Below are 16,291 nucleotides of genomic sequence, written 5' to 3' on the forward strand. Positions count from 1 at the left end.
CGGCAGGGGCGCGGGCCGCAAGTTCATGGTTGGGTGCAGCGGAGTTGCCGAAAAGGTTCGACCGGTCGGGCGGCCGAGCGCCGGCCACGCCTCGATGCGTCGACCCGCTTGCTGTCTCAGGGCGGTCCTTCCGCGTCGGCCGTTGCGTCGTCCGATTTCCAGAACGCGTTGCGATCGCGATAGTTCTGCAGGAACTGCTGCAGCCGGGGGTTCGTGGAGCGGCGGAACACCTCGCCCGGCGCGCCGCTCACCGCGATCCGGCCATGGTCGAGAAACACGACGCGATCGGCCATCTGGGCGGCGAAGCCCATCTCGTGCGTGACGACGACCATCGTCATCCCGTCGCGCGCGAGCTGTTTCATGACCTGCAGCACTTCGCCGACGAGTTCCGGGTCCAGTGCGGAGGTCGGCTCGTCGAACAGCATCAGGTTCGGCTCCATCGCCAACGCGCGGGCGATCGCCACGCGCTGCTGCTGGCCACCGGACAGTTTCGACGGATGGGCATCCGCCTTGTGGGACATGCCGACCATTTCGAGCATGCGGCCGCCGATGGCGTTCGCCTCGGCAACCGGCAGGCGGCGCACCCGCCGCAGCGCTTCCGTGACGTTGCCGAGCACGCTCATGTGCGGCCACAGGTTGAACTGCTGAAATACCATGCCGATGTTGCGGCGCACGCGGTTGATCTCGGCGTTCGACGCGCGCACGCGCACGCCGTTGCGTTCGACGTAGCCGAGCATCTCGCCTCCGATCCGGATCTCGCCGTGATCGTAGGTTTCGAGGGCGGCCATGCAGCGCAGCAGCGTGCTCTTGCCGGACCCGGACGGGCCAATCAGGCAGACCACTTCGGATTGCGCGATCGACACATCGATTCCGCGCAGCACGTCGGTCTCGCCGAAACGTTTGTGCAGACCCTTGATTTCGACGAGCGGCATTGCGGACGCCCGGGCGAGCGTGGCGGCGGGTACGCTTGCGGGGATGTCGCTGACTGCGTTCATGATTGCCTCGATCGGTTCGGGTCGTCGCGCCGTATTCACTCGTGTCACGCGAAGGACGCAACGCAAGTTCGATGAGTGGACTTTACGTGGCCAATATTGAGCGGGAAAAACTCTTTTCGAATGTCATTCGCAGGTTTTTCCAATGCAGCGCGCCGGTGCCCGCCGGTGCGCTCGACGGAATCGAGATCAATCAGTCTCGCGATCGGTCGCTTCGGGCGGGGCGAGATGTTCGGCCAGCCGCCGCAGCATCGCGTCGCAACCCTGCAGTTGGTCGACGCTCACGAACTCGTCCGGCTTGTGCCCCTGGTCCATGCTGCCCGGTCCGCACACGACGGTCGGAATGCCCGCCTGCTCGAACAGTCCGCCTTCCGTGCCGAACGCAACGGTGCCGAACGCGCTCGATCCGCTGAGTATCGACAGCAGGCGGGCCGCGTCGCCATCGTCCGGTGTTGACAGGCCCGGGTAGGCGGACAGCGGCTGCATCCGGATATCGCAATCCGCGTGAACCGCGCGCATCTTCGGCGTCAGGTGTTGCTCCGCATAGGCCTGCAATTCGCTGGTCACTTCATCGGCGTCGAAGCCCGGCAGCGTGCGGACCTCGAAATCGAATTCGCATGCATCGGGAACGATGTTCAACGCCTTGCCGCCGTGGATCAGACCCGTCTGGACCGTCGAGAACGGCGGATCGAAGCGAGGGTCGTGATGCTCCGGTTGCGCGAGGCGCTCGCCAATTTCCTCCAGCCGGTTGATCAGACGCGAAGCATACTGAATCGCATTGACGCCATACGGCGCATACGCGGAATGACACGCGGCGCCTTTGACGTGGCAGCGCATCGCCAGTTTGCCCTTGTGGCCGAGCACCGGCTTCAATTCGGTCGGCTCGCCGATCACGCACAGCACCGGACGATGCGGGCGCTTCGCGAGTTCGGCCAGCATCGGCCGCACGCCGAGGCAGCCGATCTCCTCGTCGTACGAGAACGCGAGATGGATCGGCAACGACAGCCGACGCGCGACGAACATCGGTACCGCGGCCAGTACCGACGCGAGAAAGCCCTTCATGTCCGCGGTGCCGCGGCCATAAAGCCGGCCGTCGCGTTCGCTCATCCGAAACGGCTCGACGGTCCATGCCTGGCCGTCGGCGGGCACCACGTCCGTATGACCCGAGAGCACGATACCGCCGCGCTCGCGCGGTCCGATCGTGGCGAACAGGTTCGCTTTGCTGCGCGCGTCGTTGTAGAACAGTTCGCTGTCTACGCCGTAGCCCGCCAGATAGTCGCGGATGAACTCGATCATCGCGAGGTTCGAGTGCCGACTGACCGTATCGAAGCCGATCAGTTCGGCGAGCAGCGTGCGGCTGGTCGGGTCACTCATCGCCGGGTACGCCGTATTTCGGTGCGGTCGTCGGATCGAGTGCACGCGTCACGTAGTCCTGCATCTGTGGACGGTATGCATGCCACAGCGCGGCGAGCGCCGCGATTGGGGCGTCGTCGGTCCAGTCGATCCGCAGATCGACGAGCGGCCATACCTGCGTATCGACGATCTTCAACGCGGCCGAATGCACCGGGCCGGCTTCTCCGCCTGTGTCGATCGCCGCCTGCATCGCCGCGAGCAGACGGTCGGCGAGCGGGCCGGGCGTCGTCTCGAATGCAGGCACCATCGCGGAGATCACGTCCTGACTGGCGAGCATGTTGCCCGCGGCGACACACTGTCTGCCCGCCACCGCGTGATGCAGGCCCAGCGCCTGCGCGCCGGTCTGGAATGCCGTGCGGCCCTGCGCATCGACGACCGTGACCTGCCGATAGTCGCGCCAGCGATCGGTGGCGAGCGCGGCTTCGAGCGCCTGCGCGGGATCGGTCGCGCCGTCGCCGAGCAGGTTGAGCACCTGCGGGCCGAGCGACGGCAGCGTGACGTTCTGCGTCGCCACGGCGCCCGCCCCGGTGCGAACCCACGGGCAGCGTGCGCCCACTGCGATGCTCGAGGAGCTGATTGCGACGCCGAGTTGTCCGGTTTCGGCGCATCTTCCGACGATCGAGAATGTCATGTCAGGCTCCGGCAGCAGGGGTCGGCTGCCAGTTGTCGGGAATCACGGCGATGACGTCGATTTCCATCAGCCACTCCGGCTGGCCGAGCGCGCTGACCACGAGGCCGGTCGAGATCGGATAGACGCCCTTGAGCCACTTGCCGACGACCTGATAGACCGGCTCGCGATAACGCGGATCGATCAGATACGTGGTGGTCTTGACGATATGCGAGAGGTCGCTGCCGGCTTCCTCGAGCAGTTGCTTGACGTTCTTCATGGCCTCTTCGGTCTGCGCGCGCGGATCGCCCAGGCCGACCAGATTGCCGTCGAAGTCGGTGCCGATCTGGCCGCGCACATAGACCGTGTTGCCGGCCCGGACGGCCTGGCACAGATCGTTGTCCAGCGTCTGGTTCGGATAGGTATCTTTCGTGTTGAACATCCGGATACGGGTGTGGGGCGGCTGGCTCATCGTCATGCATTCCTGAAGGAGGGTTCGGTGGACGGTACGGTGCGCACCGGTCGGGCGTTCAGTGCGCGGCGGCGCTGGTCGGCATCGGGCTCGGGACTACCGGCTCGGCACCATGATCGCCGGCGAGCGGCGCGGCGGGGATGTTCCGGTGCGCGGCGGCCTCGTGATAGTGCTGGTAGCTGCGCTGCGTCGCGATATGTCCGGCCACATGTTTGGCGTCGTGCCAGACGCCCCAGATGAACGCGGAGCCGCGCCGCGATAACCACGGCAGACCGAGAAAATAGAGTCCGGGCTCGCTTGCGACGCCGCGCTGATGTTTCGGCTTGCCGTTCTCGTCGAAGGCGTCGACCTGCAGCCAGCCGAAGTCGTTCGCGTAGCCGGTCGCCCAGATGATCGACGTGACGCCTGCCGCGGCGAGGTCGAGCTGCGTGAGCGGTTCGGTGAGGCATGGCGGATCGGCGGGAATGCGACGGGCTTCGGGCTCCTCCGGTAGATCGAGACCGTTGCTGGCGGCGTACGCATCGGCGGCGTCCAGCAGCGACAGATAGTTTTCGTCGCCGGCCGCGATGTTGGCCGCGAGATCCGCTTCGAACGTGACGGTGCCCCGATCGAAGGCGCGGGTCACGCCGACCAGCGTCACACCGTCGTGCGCGAGACGGCGGAAGTCGACCGTGTGACCGCCGTCCGCGCCGCTCACGGCGATCGTCACGTGCGACCGGCCGGGGCGCATCGTTTCCATGTCCCACAGACCCAGTACGCCAAGCCACCAGCAGAAATCGCGACCGCGATACGCGCGCGGCGGACGGTCGTGAGGACCGACGGACAGATAGACCTGACGGCCCGAGCGTTGCAGTTCGGCCGCGATCTGGACGCCCGACGAACCCGCGCCGACGACGAGCACGTTGCCGGCGGGTAGTTGCGCGGGATTGCGGTAGTCGGCGGAATGAATCTGCGTCAGGCGCGCGTCGGTGGGTGCGATGGCCGGAATGACCGGGCACTGGAACGGGCCGGTCGCGACCACGACGCGGTTCGCATGGAAGGTGCCATCCGATGTCTCGACGACAAAGCCCTGCCGGCCGCTCTCGCGAACCACGCGCTTGACGTCGACGCCGGTGCGAATCGGCGCGTCGATCATGCGCGCGTAGTCGACGAAATACTCGGCCATCTGATCCTTCGTTGCGAACCCGTCCGCATCGACGCCGCGGATATGCATGTTGGGAAAGCGGTCATGCCATGCCGGGCCGTTGGCCACCAGCGAATCCCAGCGTGCGGTGCGCCAACGCTCGGCGATGCGATCGCGTTCCAGCACGAGATGCGGCACGCCGAGCGCACCGAGGTGTTCGCTCATCGCGACACCGGCCTGTCCGGCGCCGACCACCAGCGTATCGATTGATGTGACTTCGACGGTCATGTTGGTTCTTCCTGGTGCGTATCGATTTGGTATTCATGGACTGACAAGTCCGTTTCACCGCAATTTGCCGCAACGGTCGCGATACGATCGCGTGACGCAATCGCGCCGTTCAGGCGCAGAATCTGAAATGCCTCGGTAGTCCGAAGCGATGTGCGTCGTGTTGAAGAAAATCTACGCCGGTACACTGAATCTGAAAAATATATTTAAAAAATGAATTGCATCCGGTTTGCCTATGCAGATGCGTGCGTATCGACCGGTAATGAACGGAACGCAGGCGCGTGGCCGCGGCAAAAAGACGCCGGGGTCGCCATCGAATCAGGGAAAAGGAAGGAGGCGGACGCAACCCAACGTACGACACCGACGGCATTGGCTCAGGGTGACTTCCACCTGCGCGGCAGACGGCGGCTAGGCCGCTTCGCGCGCCGCGCTCGAGGCCTGCGCGCGGCCACGCAGCCAGTTGATGCTGGTGAAGAGCAGAATGGCGAACACGATCAACACGGTGGCGACGGCGAGGATCGACGGATCGATCTGGTCGCGAATGCCGCTCCACATCTGCCGGGGCACGGTGCGTTGATCGGGACCGCCGATGAAGAGGATCACGATCACTTCGTCGAACGACGTCGCGAATGCGAACACGGCGCCAGTGGCAACCGCCGGCAGGATCAGCGGCAGCGTCACGCGGCGAAAGGTCGTCCACGGTGCGGCCCCGAGATTGGCGGCGGCGCGCAGCAGGCTCTGGTCGAACGACAGCAACGACGCGGTCACGGTAATCACGACAAACGGTGTGCCGAGTGCCGCATGCGCAAGGATCACACCCGGGTAGGAGTTGACGAGCCCGAGCGGCGCGAAGATCAGATAGAAGCCGGCCGCGACCACGACGATCGGTATGATCATGGGCGAAATCAGGATCGGCATGATCAGTGAGCGGAACGGAAAGTTGTCGCGCGCGAGACCGATCGCGGCGAGCGTGCCGAGACTCGTTGCAATCGCGGTCGACGCCGCGCCGATGGCCATGCTGTTCAGAAATGCCCGCTGCCAGTCAGGGCTTCCGAATGCCTGCGCGTACCAGCGCAGCGAGAAGCCTTCCATCGGGTATGAAAAATACGAGCCCGAATTGAACGACAGCGGAATGATCACGAGGATCGGCGCAACCAGGAAGAACAGCACGATCGCGCAGTGGATGCGCACACCGGCAGTGGCAATGCGCGTCGACGGCAGGCTGTTGGGATTCACGGACACGATGCGGCTCCAGTGACGCCGGGCGTCAGCCGAACCGGAGCCGGTCGATGCCGACGAGCCGGTTGAAGATGAAATAGAACACGGCGGTGAAGATCACGAGATACGCGGACAGCGCACCGGCCAGCCCCCAGTTGAGCAGATCGTTGGTTTGCGACGCGATCAGCTGGCTGATCATCTCGTCGCCTGCACCGCCGAGCAGGGCGGGCGTAATGTAGTAACCGAGCGCCAGCACGAACACGAGAAAGCACCCGGCGCCGATGCCCGGCAGCGTCTGGGGCACGTACACGCGAAAGAACGCGACGACCGGGTGCGCCCCGAGCGATTGCGCGGCGCGCATGTAGATCGGCGGCACGCTTTTCATCACCGAGTAAATCGCGAGAATCATGTAGGGCAACAGCACGTGCGTCATGCCGATCAGCACCCCGGCGCGGTTGAAGATCAACGGCAGCGGATGGTCGACGACATGCAGCGCGAGCAGTACGCGGTTGACCACGCCGCCCGGTTGCAGCAGTACGTACCACGCGGTCGTGCGGACCAGCAGCGAGGTCCAGAACGGCACGATCACGAACAGCATCAGCAGGTTGCCCTGCTTCGCAGGGAGGTTGGCGAGCAGCCACGATACCGGGTACGCGAGCAGCAGGCACAGCAGCGTGACCGTGGCGCTGATCGACACCGTGCGCATGAACGCGGTGCGGTAGACCACGCTGTTCGCAGGCACCGAATGGACGGCGCCGTCGGGGGATACCTGTGCGTCGAGCCCGTTCAACAGATAGTCCGGCGTCCATGACGATGCCGCGCGTTTCAGCAGGCGCCAGGTTTCGGGCTGGTTCCAGCGCTCGTCGGCGGCCAGCAGGACGGGCTTCCATGCCGTGACCGCATCCTGAGCGCGTACCGTGCGTGCCGACTTCAGCAGCAGCGTGCGGAACTCGGGCTGGTAGAAGTTCATCCGGCGCGCCACGTCGCCGAGCGTGCCGGCGTCGCCGGCGCTTTTCAGTCCGCCGGCGAGGGCGGCGAACACCGGCTCGTCCGGCACGCCGTGGCCGTCCCAGTGTCGCAGCGTTTGCGCGAACGACGGCATCGCGCCGGACAGTTCCGGATTGCGCACGCTGCGGGCCAGCAGCGAAGCAATCGGCGCGATGAACGTGGCGAGCAGGAACACGAGCAGGGGCAGCGTCAGCAGCAGCGCGCGTAACGCCGCCTTGCGCCGCGCCTGCCGGTATTTGACGGCGTGCTCTGTCGCGAGCGCGGGGCCTGCCGCCGTCATGGGAAGCATTGACGAGTTGTTCATCGGGACTCCGGAGCGACGCGCCCGGCACGGGACGCGTCGCGTAATACCACTACGACGTCATGGAGCGGCGCATTACTGGCCGAGCCATGTCTGGAAGCGCTTGGTCAGCGCATCGCCGCTGTCGGCCCAGAAGTTCGCGTCGATCTGGATCGGTCGCTTGAAGTTGGCGGGCGCGGTCGGCAGGTCGGCAAGGCGGGCCTTGTCGATCAGCGGCAACGATGCCTTGCGCGGCGGCGCGTAAGCGATGTACTTCGACAGATCCGCGTATGCCTGCGGCTGCGCCGATGCAGCGATGAACTGCTTCGCGGCCGCGGCGTGCTTCGCACCCTTCGGCACACCCCACCATTCATAGTCGTACACCTGCGCGTCCCAGACGATCTTGAACGGCTTCTTGTCCTGGTGAACGGCGCTGTCGATGCGGCCGTTGTAGGCCTGTACCATCGTCACCGCGCCGTCCGCGAGCAACTGCGGGGCTTGCGCACCGGCTTCCCACCACACGATGTTCGACTTGATCGTATCGAGCTTCGCAAACGCACGGTCGACGCCGGCCGGGGTCGCGAGCACCTTGTAGACGTCGGCCGGGGCCACGCCGTCGGCGACCAGCGCCCATTCGAGCGTGACCTTCGGCGACTTTCTCAGGCCGCGCTTGCCCGGGAATTTCTTCAGGTCGAAGAAGTCCGCGATGCGGGTCGGGGCGGTCTTCAGCTTGGACGCATCGTACGCATACACGGTCGACCAGACCATCGCGGCCACCGAGCATTCGCGCAGCGCGCCCGGCAGGAAATCCGACGTGTTGCCGATCGTCTTGCTGTCCAGCTTGTCGAGCAGACCTTCGTCGCAGGCGTTGATCGCGTCGTTGGTCTCCATGTCGATCAGGTCCCAAGTCGGGTTCTTCGCCTGTTCCATGGCCTGCAGCTTGGCCAGGCCGCCGTCGTACGACTCGGTCTGGAACTGGGTGCCGGTCTTCGCGGTGAACGGCTCGAACCATGCGTGGCGAGCGGCCGTTTCATAGGCGCCGCCGAATGTCACGACGGACAGCGTATCCGCGGCGTGAGCGGCAGGCAGCGCGGAAAAGGCGCCGAGTGCGGCGACAGCCGCGATCGTGCGGCGCAGGGACGCGTAGCGAGGGTTTTGCATTATCAGGCTCCAGAGGCGATGGGCACGGCAACAGGCGGGATGGGTAAGCGAACGGCGGAGCTTGCGACGCGGGGGATGGCGGATGGCGACAGCACCTTGCAGTCGTCCGGGCGCCATACGATCGTCGCGGTTGCGCCGACCGGCGGCAGCGCGACGAGGCGCGTGTTGGGGACCTTGACGACCATCGTGTCGCCGCTGTCGAGTTGCAGCTGCACGCGATGATGATCGCCGCAATACACGATGTCGCGCACGGTCGCGGCGAGTGCGTTCGATCCCGCCGGCACGTTCGCGGTTTCGGCGATACCGAGGACCTGCGCGCGCTCGGGGCGCAGCGCGAGCGTGGCGTCGTCGCCTGCCTCGACCTGGTTGCCGCGGCGACCGCGGATCGTGATACCGCCACGAAGCTGAAGCACGGCCCATTCGCCATCGAGCGCGCTGATGCGCCCGGCGAGACCGTTGTTCTCGCCGACGAAGTTCGCGACGAAGGCGTTCTGCGCGTTTTCGTACAGCTCGGTCGGTGTCGCGGCCTGCTGGATGCGTCCGTCGGAGAACACGGCGACGCGATTCGACATGGTCAGCGCTTCGTTCTGATCGTGCGTCACATAGACGATCGTGAGCGACAGATCGCGATGCAGCCGCATGATTTCGTACTGCATCGTTTCGCGGAGCCGTTTGTCGAGCGCGCCGAGCGGCTCGTCCATCAGCACCACGCGAGGCTCGAATACCAGTGCGCGGGCCAGCGCGACGCGCTGCTGCTGGCCGCCCGACAACTGCGCGGGACGTCGCGATGCGAGATGCGACAACTCCACCATGTCGAGCGCGCGTTGCACGCGCTGCTTGCGCTCCTCGCGAGCAGTCTTGCGCACCGATAGCGGAAACGCGACGTTCTCGGCGATCGTCAGGTGCGGGAACAGCGCGTAGTTCTGGAACACCATGCCGATGTCGCGCTGGTGCGGCGGCTTGTCGTCGAGGCGATGACCGTCGAGCAGGATGGTGCCGTCGGTCGGGGTCTCGAAACCGGCGAGCATCATCAGCGTGGTGGTCTTGCCGGAGCCGGACGGTCCCAGCAGCGAGACGAATTCACCCCGGGCGATGTCGAGATCGAGACCGTCGACAACCGCATGCCGGCCGTCGTAGGACTTGCTGACGCCGACGAACGAAATGTAGGGTTGACTGGTCATCGTGAGCTTCAATGAGGTGACGTGGGTGGCGAGTCGTTTGCGTGCGGCTTCAGATGGCGACGTGCGACGCCAGATAGCGCGCGAAGTCGTAGTTCGGCCGTTCCAGATGACTCAGGTGACCGGGCTTCGCAAGCGGGGCATGCACGCCGCGGAACACGGCCTCGACGCCGCGCCGGTCTTCGAGATTGACTTCGTCGAGCAGCTTCTTCAGCGTCGCCATGTATTCGGCCGCCTTCGGGTCGTCGATGAATTCCGGCGACAGGCCGCCGCCGAAGCGGATATGCACGCGATCCACGCCCAGCGGCTGAAGCACGAGATACCAGAAATAGCCCGGCGTCAGCGTGACGAGATGGGTCGGGTAGATCGCGAGGAGCGCTGTCGTCTTGCGCCATTGGCCTTGCAGGCGCGTATTGTCCGGATGCGCATTGCCGATCGGCAGCGAGGCCTCTTTCGTGATCCAGTGATAGTTGAATGCAGGAAGTCCGGGCGGGCATTCCATCTCGTCGAGCCTCGAATGCGGGCCCACCGTCGCGCGATGCAGCATCGGCAGGTGATAGCTCTCCATGAAATTTTCCGCGAGGATCTTCCAGTTGGTGTCCCACACGTGTTCTTCGTGGAAGGTCTCGACATACGACGCCATGTCGTAATTGACGATCAATTCGTCGAGCTCCTTCAATCGGGCGGCGACAGGTGACGCCTCCTCATTGAGCGTGACGTAGACCCAGCCCTGCCAGATCTCGCAGCGAACCTGCGGAAGCTTGTAGCTGTCCTTACAGAAACCGTCCTGCCTGTCCATCATCGGGGCACCGCGCAGATCGCCGTCCAGCGAGTAATTCCACGCGTGATACGGACAGACGATCCGGCGCACATTGCCCCGGCCTTCGAGCAGGGTGGACATGCGGTGCAGGCATACGTTCGACATTGCACGTAGTGTGCCGTCGTCGCGGCGGATCACGATAATCGGCTGGCCGGCGATCTCCGCGGTCAGGTAGTCGCCCGGATTCGGCAGTGCGCTTGAGCGGCCCATGCACAGCCATTCGTTGCGAAAGAGGGTTTGCTGTTCCCGCTCGAGGAATTCGGGTGATGTGTAGACTCCCGGCGGCATCGCACGAGCGTCGCCGAAGTCGCGTTCACAATTGGTTTTCAGGTCGCGGACGATCACGTCGATAGACGGCGCTGCCGTAGGGATGGAACGCATCGCGCCTCCTGGAAACGTTGAAACCGATCACATTGGAGACCAATTTAACAAGTCCAATAAAGAGTCGAAATATTCTTTTCGGATGCAACAAGAAGTTTTTCCCTATGCAGTCGGCGTTGCCTGGACGTGCACCTGAGGGATGTAGGTTTCGCAGAATTGCGCGAAGCGCGTGACGAGCTGGCGGGGTTTCATGCTGCGCGACATCGCGATGCCGAGGGTGATCGCCGCGACCTCGTCGCGAAACGGACGGACCGCGAAAGTCGCGCCATCGACGGTGCGGGTCGAACGAAGCGGGAAGTTCAGGATGCTGTAGCCGAGGCCGTTGGCCACCATGCCGCGCACGACTTCCGGCTGCGACGAACGGAACGTCGGCGACGGGCGGCGGCCAAGCGGATCGAACAATCCGGCAAAGTACTCGCGACTGTGCGGCAGGTCGAGCAGAACATACGGTTCGTTGAGCAAATCGGCGAGGGCGACTTTCTTGCTGCGAGCGAGCTTGTGTTCGAGCGGCAGAATGGCATACGGCGGCAGCGTGACGAGCGGCGTGAACGAAATGTCGTCGGCAATATCGAGGCTATAAGTGAGCGCCATGTCCAGCGTGCCGTTGCTCAGTGCCGACAGCAGGTCGTCCTGGTTTGCCTCCATCGTGCGGAAGCCGATACCGCTGTGCTCGGAAACGAAGCGGCTCATCAATGCCGGCATCAACGGCGGCGCCAGCGAGACGAGGCAGCCTAGCGCGATCGTGCCGGACATGCCGCCATCCATCTCGCGTGCCATCGTCTGCAGTTCTTCCGCGTTCTTCAGCAGGTTGCGAACCTGACCGAGCACGTCGCGTCCCGCGGGCGTCAACGACACACCGCTCGCACGATGGCGGATAAAGAGCTGAATGCCGAATGAAGATTCCAGTTCGCCTATCGATGTGGAGATCGACGGCTGGGAGATGTGCAACTGGCGTGCGGCGGCGGTAAACGACAGTGTTTCCGCGGTGACCACGAAGTAGCGCAATTGGCGCAACGAATAGCGCAACGCAATGTTTTCCATGAAGCGTGGCTCGCAAAGTATCGGATCGGAAACGGCTCGCAACGCGAGGCGCGCTGCCATTTTGCATAGTCAAAAAGAGGCTTATCGAAAATCTGCATCATTTTTTCCCATGCGCATTGGTGCGGGCGTTCGAGGGGCGGCTGGATGCTTCTGTTCGTGCACCGTGTGATCAAAGGGATGAGTCGCGCTGGTGCATGGCGCGACAAAACCGTGCAAGCCGTTCACCACGCAATGAATCGGCAGACGATCGACGGTATGTGCGATACGCGTCGCCGACACCGCGAGGCGGCGCAGCGTCGCAGAAGACAGTGTGCATAGGGAAAAGCTTTTCGGTGGATCGGAAAACAATATTTCTGGCGATAAATTGACCGCATAAATTGCGTTGACGGCGGATGCGCCGGGCGATGACCAGGCAGGCGTCAATCCGGTCATCCAGTCACTTTTCGATTCGAACGGAACACGTCAGATGAAACGATCCAAGTCCTGTACTTCGCTGTTCGTGGCATTGATCCTCGCGGCAGCCAGCGTGGCCGCACATGCCGAGAGCCTGCTCGATCGCGTCAAGCAGCACGGCGAGCTGGTGGTGGGGACCGAAATGCAGTTCGCGCCGTTCGATTTTCTCGAAAACGGCCAGCAGGTCGGCTTCAACAAGGCGCTGTTCGCGGCCGTCGGTCAGATCATCGGCGTGAAGGTACGCTTCATCGATCTGCCGTGGGAAAGCGTGCTGCCCGGGCTCGACGCGGGCAAGTTCGACATGGTTGCAGGGCCGCTGACCGTCACGAAGGCGCGCATGGAACGCTATGCGTTCTCGTTGCCGATCGCGGAAGCCACCGATGCATTGCTCAAGCGAACCGGCGACGGCAGTCTCAAGACCTCTGCCGATATCGCGGGTAAAGTGGTTGGCGCAGGCAAGGGCAGCGCGCAACTCGAGCAGTTGAAGAGCTACGCGGCGACACTGCCGAAGCCGCCGACGATCCGCGAATACGTCGACAACAACCAGGCGTATGCAGACCTCGCAACCGGGCGCATCGTCGCCGTCGCCAACTCGCTGACCAACATCGCGTATGTCGCGAAGCAGCGCCCGGCGGTGTTCTCGGTGGTGCAACCCGCGTTCGGCGCAAAAGTCTACTTCGCCTATGCGCTGCGCAAGGATGCGGACAGCGCGTCGCTGGCCAATGCGTTCAACGCGGCGCTCGTCGCGTTGAACGAGAACGGCACGCTTGCGACACTGCAGCACAAGTGGCTCGGCGTCGCGACCGCAATGCCGGCCGAGATGCCCACGCCGAACTATTGAGCGCCACGTCCGGGCAGCAGCATCGATGCGCTACCGCCGGGCAACCCTACCGGGCAACCTGCCATGTTCAGCCTGAACACCTTCATCGACGGCCTGCCGTTGCTGTTCCACGCGGCGCTGATGACGCTCGAAGTCTCCGCAGCCGGGCTGGTGCTCGGCTTCTGCATCGGCCTCGTGGTCTGCTGCGGACGGCTTGCACCGCACGTTGCGATTCGTACCGCTGCCGGCGCGTATGTTCGGGTGTTTCGCGGGGTGCCGCTGCTCGTGCAACTGCTGCTCGTCTACTACTTCCTGCCGTTCGTGGGCCTCAATGTGCCGCCCGTGATGGCGGCTGTCAGTGCCGTGTCGCTGTGCTCTGCCGCGTATATCGCCGAAATTCTCCGTGGCGGATTCGCGAATCTCCCGAAGGGACAGCTCGAGGCGGCGACGATGCTCGGGTTCTCGGCAACAGATCGTCTGTGGAGGATCCAGGTGCCGCAGGCCGTGCGGATGACTCTGCCCTCGCTCGTCAACGAAATGGTGCTGCTGATCAAGGCGTCATCGCTCGTCTCCGTGGTCGGGGTGGCGGAGATCACGCGAACCGCGCAGAACATCGCCGCCAGCACGTATCAGCCGCTCGAGGCGTATGTTGCGGCCGGGATGATCTATTTTCTGCTCTGCGGTTCGTTGGCATTGATCGCGCATGGCGCGGAGCGACGCCTGCGCGCGGCATGACGCGTCAGTGACTTGCCGGAGACCCTCATGCTGACTTTCCATCCCGATGTGCTCGTGAACAACTTGCCGGAGATCGGCGCGGGTCTCGCGATGACCGTGGCGACCTGGGCGGCCAGTACGCTCGCCGGGGCGGCGATCGGTTTCGGTGCGGCGCTTGCGCAGCAGGCGGGCGGCCGCTTCGTACGCGCGGCGATTCGCGTCTATGTGGAGCTGTTTCGCGGCACGCCGTTTCTCGTGCAACTTTTTCTGCTGTACTACGGCGGCCCCGCATTCGGATTGACGTTCGATCCGTTGACGGCAGGTGTGGTCGGCCTTGCGCTCTATGCGGGTGCCTATTTCACCGAGGCATTTCGTTCCGGATTTTCAGCCGTGCCGCAGGGGCATGTCGAAGCGGCATCCTGTCTGGGCCTGAGCCGCTGGCAAACGACCTTTCGCGTGCAATTGCCGCAGATGATGGTGCTGATCCTGCCGGCGCTCACCAATCTGGCCATCGTGCTGAGCAAGGAAACCGCCGTCCTGTCGATCGTCACCGTACCGGAACTGACATTCGTACTGACCGGTATCGGCTCGGCGAGCTTCGCGTTCGTCGAGACATTGCTCGCACTATCCGTGTGCTACCTGTTGCTTGTCGAAATGGCGACGTGGGCCGGCACGGCCGTCGAGCGGCGGGTCGCGCGACGGCTTGCATGATGCGATACACCGCGTCGCTTTGCTTCCCCTGATCCGGGCCGATTGCAGCATCGCGCAGCCGATCTTTTGCTTCGACGGAATGCCCGCGACGGAAGGTGTTCGAATCGTTGCCGGTTACGCTCCCTGTCGATGTTCATGTCGGGCGTGCATGGCGCGGTGGGTGCAATGCACGCCGGCATCGCCGCTCAATCGAAATACGTCAACCCCATCGCCCCCTTCACCTCCGCGAGCGTCGCCCCCGCCACTTCCCGCGCATGCAGCGTGCCGCGCTTCAGGATCGCCATCACTTCGGCCTTGTCGGCTTCGAACTCACGGCGGCGCGCGCGGATCGGCTCGATCAGTGCCTGCAGCCGCTCGTTCAGCACGCGCTTGACGACGCTGTCGCCGAGGCCGCCGCGGCGATAGTGCGCCTTCAGCTCGTCGACCTTCGCCACGTCCGGCTCGAACGCATCGAGGAACGTGAACACCACGTTGCCCTCGACCTGACCCGGGTCGCTCAAGCGCAGGTGGTTCGGGTCCGTGTACATGTCCTTCACGGCCTGCGCGATCTCGTCCGGCGTCGAGCCGAGCGTGATCGCGTTGCCGAGCGACTTGCTCATCTTCGCCTTGCCGTCGATCCCCGGCAGCCGCGGGACCGCCGACAGCACGGCCTCGCACTCGACCAGCACCGGCTGCTCGACGGTCGCGTTGAAGCGGCGCACGAGTTCGTTGGTCTGCTCGATCATCGGCAGCTGATCGTCGCCGACCGGCACGTGGGTCGCCTTGAACGCGGTGATGTCGGCTGCCTGGCTCACCGGGTAGGTCAGGAAGCCGGCCGGGATGTCGCGTTCGAACCCGCGCAGGCGGATTTCTTCCTTGATGGTCGGATTGCGTTCGAGGCGCGCGACCGTGACGAGGTTGAGCAGGTATTGCGACAGTTCGGCGAGCTCGGGCACCTGCGACTGCACGACGATCGTCGAGATCGCCGGATCGATGCCGACGGCGAGATAGTCGAGCGCGACCTCGATCACGTTCTCGGTGACGCGCTGGCGGCGGCCCATGTTGTCGGTCAGCGCCTGCGTATCGGCGAGCAGCAGGAATTGCGTCGCCTCGTGCTGCATCTGCACGCGTGCGCGCAGCGAGCCGATGTAGTGGCCGAGGTGCAGCGGGCCGGTCGTGCGATCGCCGGTGAGGATGATCGGGCGGGTGGGTTGCGTCATGGTCGTCGTTGGCTCCGGGTTGTCGAAGCCGCCAGCCATGACGTCAGCGCAGAAACGCAAATGCCGCCATGGCTGGCGGCATCACGTTTGGGACATGCAAAAGGAAACGGGCCGCCTGGGTCAGGCGCGCCACCAGCAATGCACGATCGGCGAGGCGGGTCGGGTTTCCATCGCGGCAGTATAGCGTAGTGCGCGGTTGGCCGCGCGCGTCAGCGGATCACCGAGTCCACCGCGAGGTAGGCGGTTTCGGCGGACGGCCACAGCAAATACAGCAGGCCGGCCATCAGCAGCCACGCGCCGGCGCGTACGAGCGGCGTGCGGTCTTTGTCGCGTGGGGGACGGGTGGGCTGCTTCGATTTCTTCATGCTTGCAGGCGCGGGGTGCGCCACTCCAACGGTTACTGCAACGGGTCGCG

General features: G+C 64.4%; 17 protein-coding genes. 3 read left to right on the forward strand and 14 right to left on the reverse strand.

Annotated elements, in window-relative coordinates:
- Positions 1-116 precede the first annotated feature (116 nt).
- The 12 genes from BLS50_RS30440 to BLS50_RS35710 all read right to left on the reverse strand — a co-directional run bounded on the left by BLS50_RS30440 (position 117) and on the right by BLS50_RS35710 (position 12,411).
- Positions 117-995 (reverse strand): amino acid ABC transporter ATP-binding protein, encoded by an 879-nt coding sequence (locus tag BLS50_RS30440; protein WP_074807085.1) that lies wholly within the window; start codon positions 993-995, stop codon positions 117-119.
- 186 nt (positions 996-1,181) lie between these two features.
- The gene (gene argE / locus BLS50_RS30445) at positions 1,182-2,366 is read right to left on the reverse strand and encodes an acetylornithine deacetylase (protein ID WP_074807088.1); all 1,185 of its coding nucleotides are present in this window, start codon (positions 2,364-2,366) and stop codon (positions 1,182-1,184) included.
- Entirely contained in the window at positions 2,359-3,036 is a 678-nt protein-coding gene (locus BLS50_RS30450; RefSeq protein WP_074807091.1) for a DUF1028 domain-containing protein, read from the reverse strand. Before BLS50_RS30450 ends, argE begins: the two co-directional genes overlap by 8 nt.
- 1 nt (position 3,037) lies before the next feature.
- On the reverse strand, positions 3,038-3,484 hold the full coding sequence (locus BLS50_RS30455; protein WP_074808624.1) for a RidA family protein: 447 nt from the start codon (positions 3,482-3,484) through the stop codon (positions 3,038-3,040).
- Positions 3,485-3,542: 58 nt separating this feature from the next.
- A complete protein-coding gene (locus BLS50_RS30460; protein ID WP_074807094.1) occupies positions 3,543-4,895 on the reverse strand; it encodes a flavin-containing monooxygenase in 1,353 nt (450 codons plus the stop codon).
- Between the two features lie 405 nt (positions 4,896-5,300).
- Entirely contained in the window at positions 5,301-6,134 is an 834-nt protein-coding gene (locus BLS50_RS30465; protein WP_027812224.1) for an ABC transporter permease, read from the reverse strand.
- Positions 6,135-6,159: 25 nt separating this feature from the next.
- A complete protein-coding gene (locus tag BLS50_RS30470; protein WP_074807096.1) occupies positions 6,160-7,407 on the reverse strand; it encodes an ABC transporter permease in 1,248 nt (415 codons plus the stop codon).
- Between the two features lie 87 nt (positions 7,408-7,494).
- Positions 7,495-8,559, reverse strand: a complete 1,065-nt coding sequence (locus BLS50_RS30475; protein ID WP_074807098.1) for an ABC transporter substrate-binding protein — start codon at positions 8,557-8,559, stop codon at positions 7,495-7,497.
- Positions 8,560-8,561: 2 nt separating this feature from the next.
- Complete coding sequence (locus BLS50_RS30480; RefSeq protein WP_074808627.1) at positions 8,562-9,740, reverse strand: ABC transporter ATP-binding protein; 1,179 nt, start codon at positions 9,738-9,740, stop codon at positions 8,562-8,564.
- Between the two features lie 49 nt (positions 9,741-9,789).
- Positions 9,790-10,938 carry an SRPBCC family protein gene (locus tag BLS50_RS30485; RefSeq protein WP_074807101.1) on the reverse strand — a complete coding sequence of 383 codons (1,149 nt, stop codon included), beginning with the start codon at positions 10,936-10,938 and terminating at the stop codon, positions 9,790-9,792.
- A gap of 102 nt (positions 10,939-11,040) precedes the next feature.
- Positions 11,041-11,979, reverse strand: coding sequence for a LysR family transcriptional regulator (locus BLS50_RS30490; protein WP_027812229.1), 939 nt, complete (start codon positions 11,977-11,979; stop codon positions 11,041-11,043).
- Between the two features lie 81 nt (positions 11,980-12,060).
- Positions 12,061-12,411 (reverse strand): hypothetical protein, encoded by a 351-nt coding sequence (locus BLS50_RS35710; protein ID WP_143028393.1) that lies wholly within the window; start codon positions 12,409-12,411, stop codon positions 12,061-12,063.
- A 34-nt stretch (positions 12,412-12,445) separates the two neighbouring features.
- On the opposite strand from BLS50_RS35710, the gene BLS50_RS30495 reads away from it, so the two are divergent.
- From BLS50_RS30495 to BLS50_RS30505, 3 genes are all read left to right on the forward strand, one after another.
- The gene (locus BLS50_RS30495; RefSeq protein ID WP_074808630.1) at positions 12,446-13,273 is read left to right on the forward strand and encodes a transporter substrate-binding domain-containing protein; all 828 of its coding nucleotides are present in this window, start codon (positions 12,446-12,448) and stop codon (positions 13,271-13,273) included.
- 63 nt (positions 13,274-13,336) lie between these two features.
- Complete coding sequence (locus BLS50_RS30500) at positions 13,337-13,987, forward strand: amino acid ABC transporter permease (RefSeq protein ID WP_034175498.1); 651 nt, start codon at positions 13,337-13,339, stop codon at positions 13,985-13,987.
- 27 nt (positions 13,988-14,014) lie between these two features.
- Entirely contained in the window at positions 14,015-14,677 is a 663-nt protein-coding gene (locus BLS50_RS30505; RefSeq protein ID WP_006481301.1) for an amino acid ABC transporter permease, read from the forward strand.
- Positions 14,678-14,862: 185 nt separating this feature from the next.
- On the opposite strand, the gene trpS is transcribed toward BLS50_RS30505, so the two are convergent.
- Together trpS and BLS50_RS36120 are read right to left on the reverse strand one after the other, a co-directional pair.
- Entirely contained in the window at positions 14,863-15,876 is a 1,014-nt protein-coding gene (gene trpS, locus BLS50_RS30510; RefSeq protein ID WP_074807104.1) for a tryptophan--tRNA ligase, read from the reverse strand.
- Positions 15,877-16,085: 209 nt separating this feature from the next.
- Positions 16,086-16,241 carry a hypothetical protein gene (locus tag BLS50_RS36120; protein WP_176934352.1) on the reverse strand — a complete coding sequence of 52 codons (156 nt, stop codon included), beginning with the start codon at positions 16,239-16,241 and terminating at the stop codon, positions 16,086-16,088.
- Between the last annotated feature and the right edge of the window lie 50 nt (positions 16,242-16,291).

Origin of the sequence: Burkholderia orbicola (genome assembly GCF_900100915.1) — a bacterium.
Lineage (GTDB): Bacteria > Pseudomonadota > Gammaproteobacteria > Burkholderiales > Burkholderiaceae > Burkholderia > Burkholderia orbicola.

Excerpts from the sequence above, each read along its gene's own strand:
- BLS50_RS30490 (WP_027812229.1), bottom strand. The coding sequence starts at position 11,979 with ATGGAAAACATTGCGTTGCGCTATTCGTTGCGCCAATTGCGCTACTTC.
- trpS (WP_074807104.1), bottom strand. The coding sequence starts at position 15,876 with ATGACGCAACCCACCCGCCCGATCATCCTCACCGGCGATCGCACGACC.
- BLS50_RS35710 (WP_143028393.1), bottom strand. The coding sequence starts at position 12,411 with ATGACCGGATTGACGCCTGCCTGGTCATCGCCCGGCGCATCCGCCGTC.
- BLS50_RS30460 (WP_074807094.1), bottom strand. The coding sequence starts at position 4,895 with ATGACCGTCGAAGTCACATCAATCGATACGCTGGTGGTCGGCGCCGGA.
- BLS50_RS36120 (WP_176934352.1), bottom strand. The coding sequence starts at position 16,241 with ATGAAGAAATCGAAGCAGCCCACCCGTCCCCCACGCGACAAAGACCGC.
- BLS50_RS30470 (WP_074807096.1), bottom strand. The coding sequence starts at position 7,407 with ATGCTTCCCATGACGGCGGCAGGCCCCGCGCTCGCGACAGAGCACGCC.
- BLS50_RS30455 (WP_074808624.1), bottom strand. The coding sequence starts at position 3,484 with ATGAGCCAGCCGCCCCACACCCGTATCCGGATGTTCAACACGAAAGAT.
- BLS50_RS30475 (WP_074807098.1), bottom strand. The coding sequence starts at position 8,559 with ATGCAAAACCCTCGCTACGCGTCCCTGCGCCGCACGATCGCGGCTGTC.
- BLS50_RS30450 (WP_074807091.1), bottom strand. The coding sequence starts at position 3,036 with ATGACATTCTCGATCGTCGGAAGATGCGCCGAAACCGGACAACTCGGC.
- argE (WP_074807088.1), bottom strand. The coding sequence starts at position 2,366 with ATGAGTGACCCGACCAGCCGCACGCTGCTCGCCGAACTGATCGGCTTC.
- BLS50_RS30480 (WP_074808627.1), bottom strand. The coding sequence starts at position 9,740 with ATGACCAGTCAACCCTACATTTCGTTCGTCGGCGTCAGCAAGTCCTAC.
- BLS50_RS30440 (WP_074807085.1), bottom strand. The coding sequence starts at position 995 with ATGAACGCAGTCAGCGACATCCCCGCAAGCGTACCCGCCGCCACGCTC.
- BLS50_RS30485 (WP_074807101.1), bottom strand. The coding sequence starts at position 10,938 with ATGCGTTCCATCCCTACGGCAGCGCCGTCTATCGACGTGATCGTCCGC.
- BLS50_RS30495 (WP_074808630.1), top strand. The coding sequence starts at position 12,446 with ATGAAACGATCCAAGTCCTGTACTTCGCTGTTCGTGGCATTGATCCTC.
- BLS50_RS30505 (WP_006481301.1), top strand. The coding sequence starts at position 14,015 with ATGCTGACTTTCCATCCCGATGTGCTCGTGAACAACTTGCCGGAGATC.
- BLS50_RS30500 (WP_034175498.1), top strand. The coding sequence starts at position 13,337 with ATGTTCAGCCTGAACACCTTCATCGACGGCCTGCCGTTGCTGTTCCAC.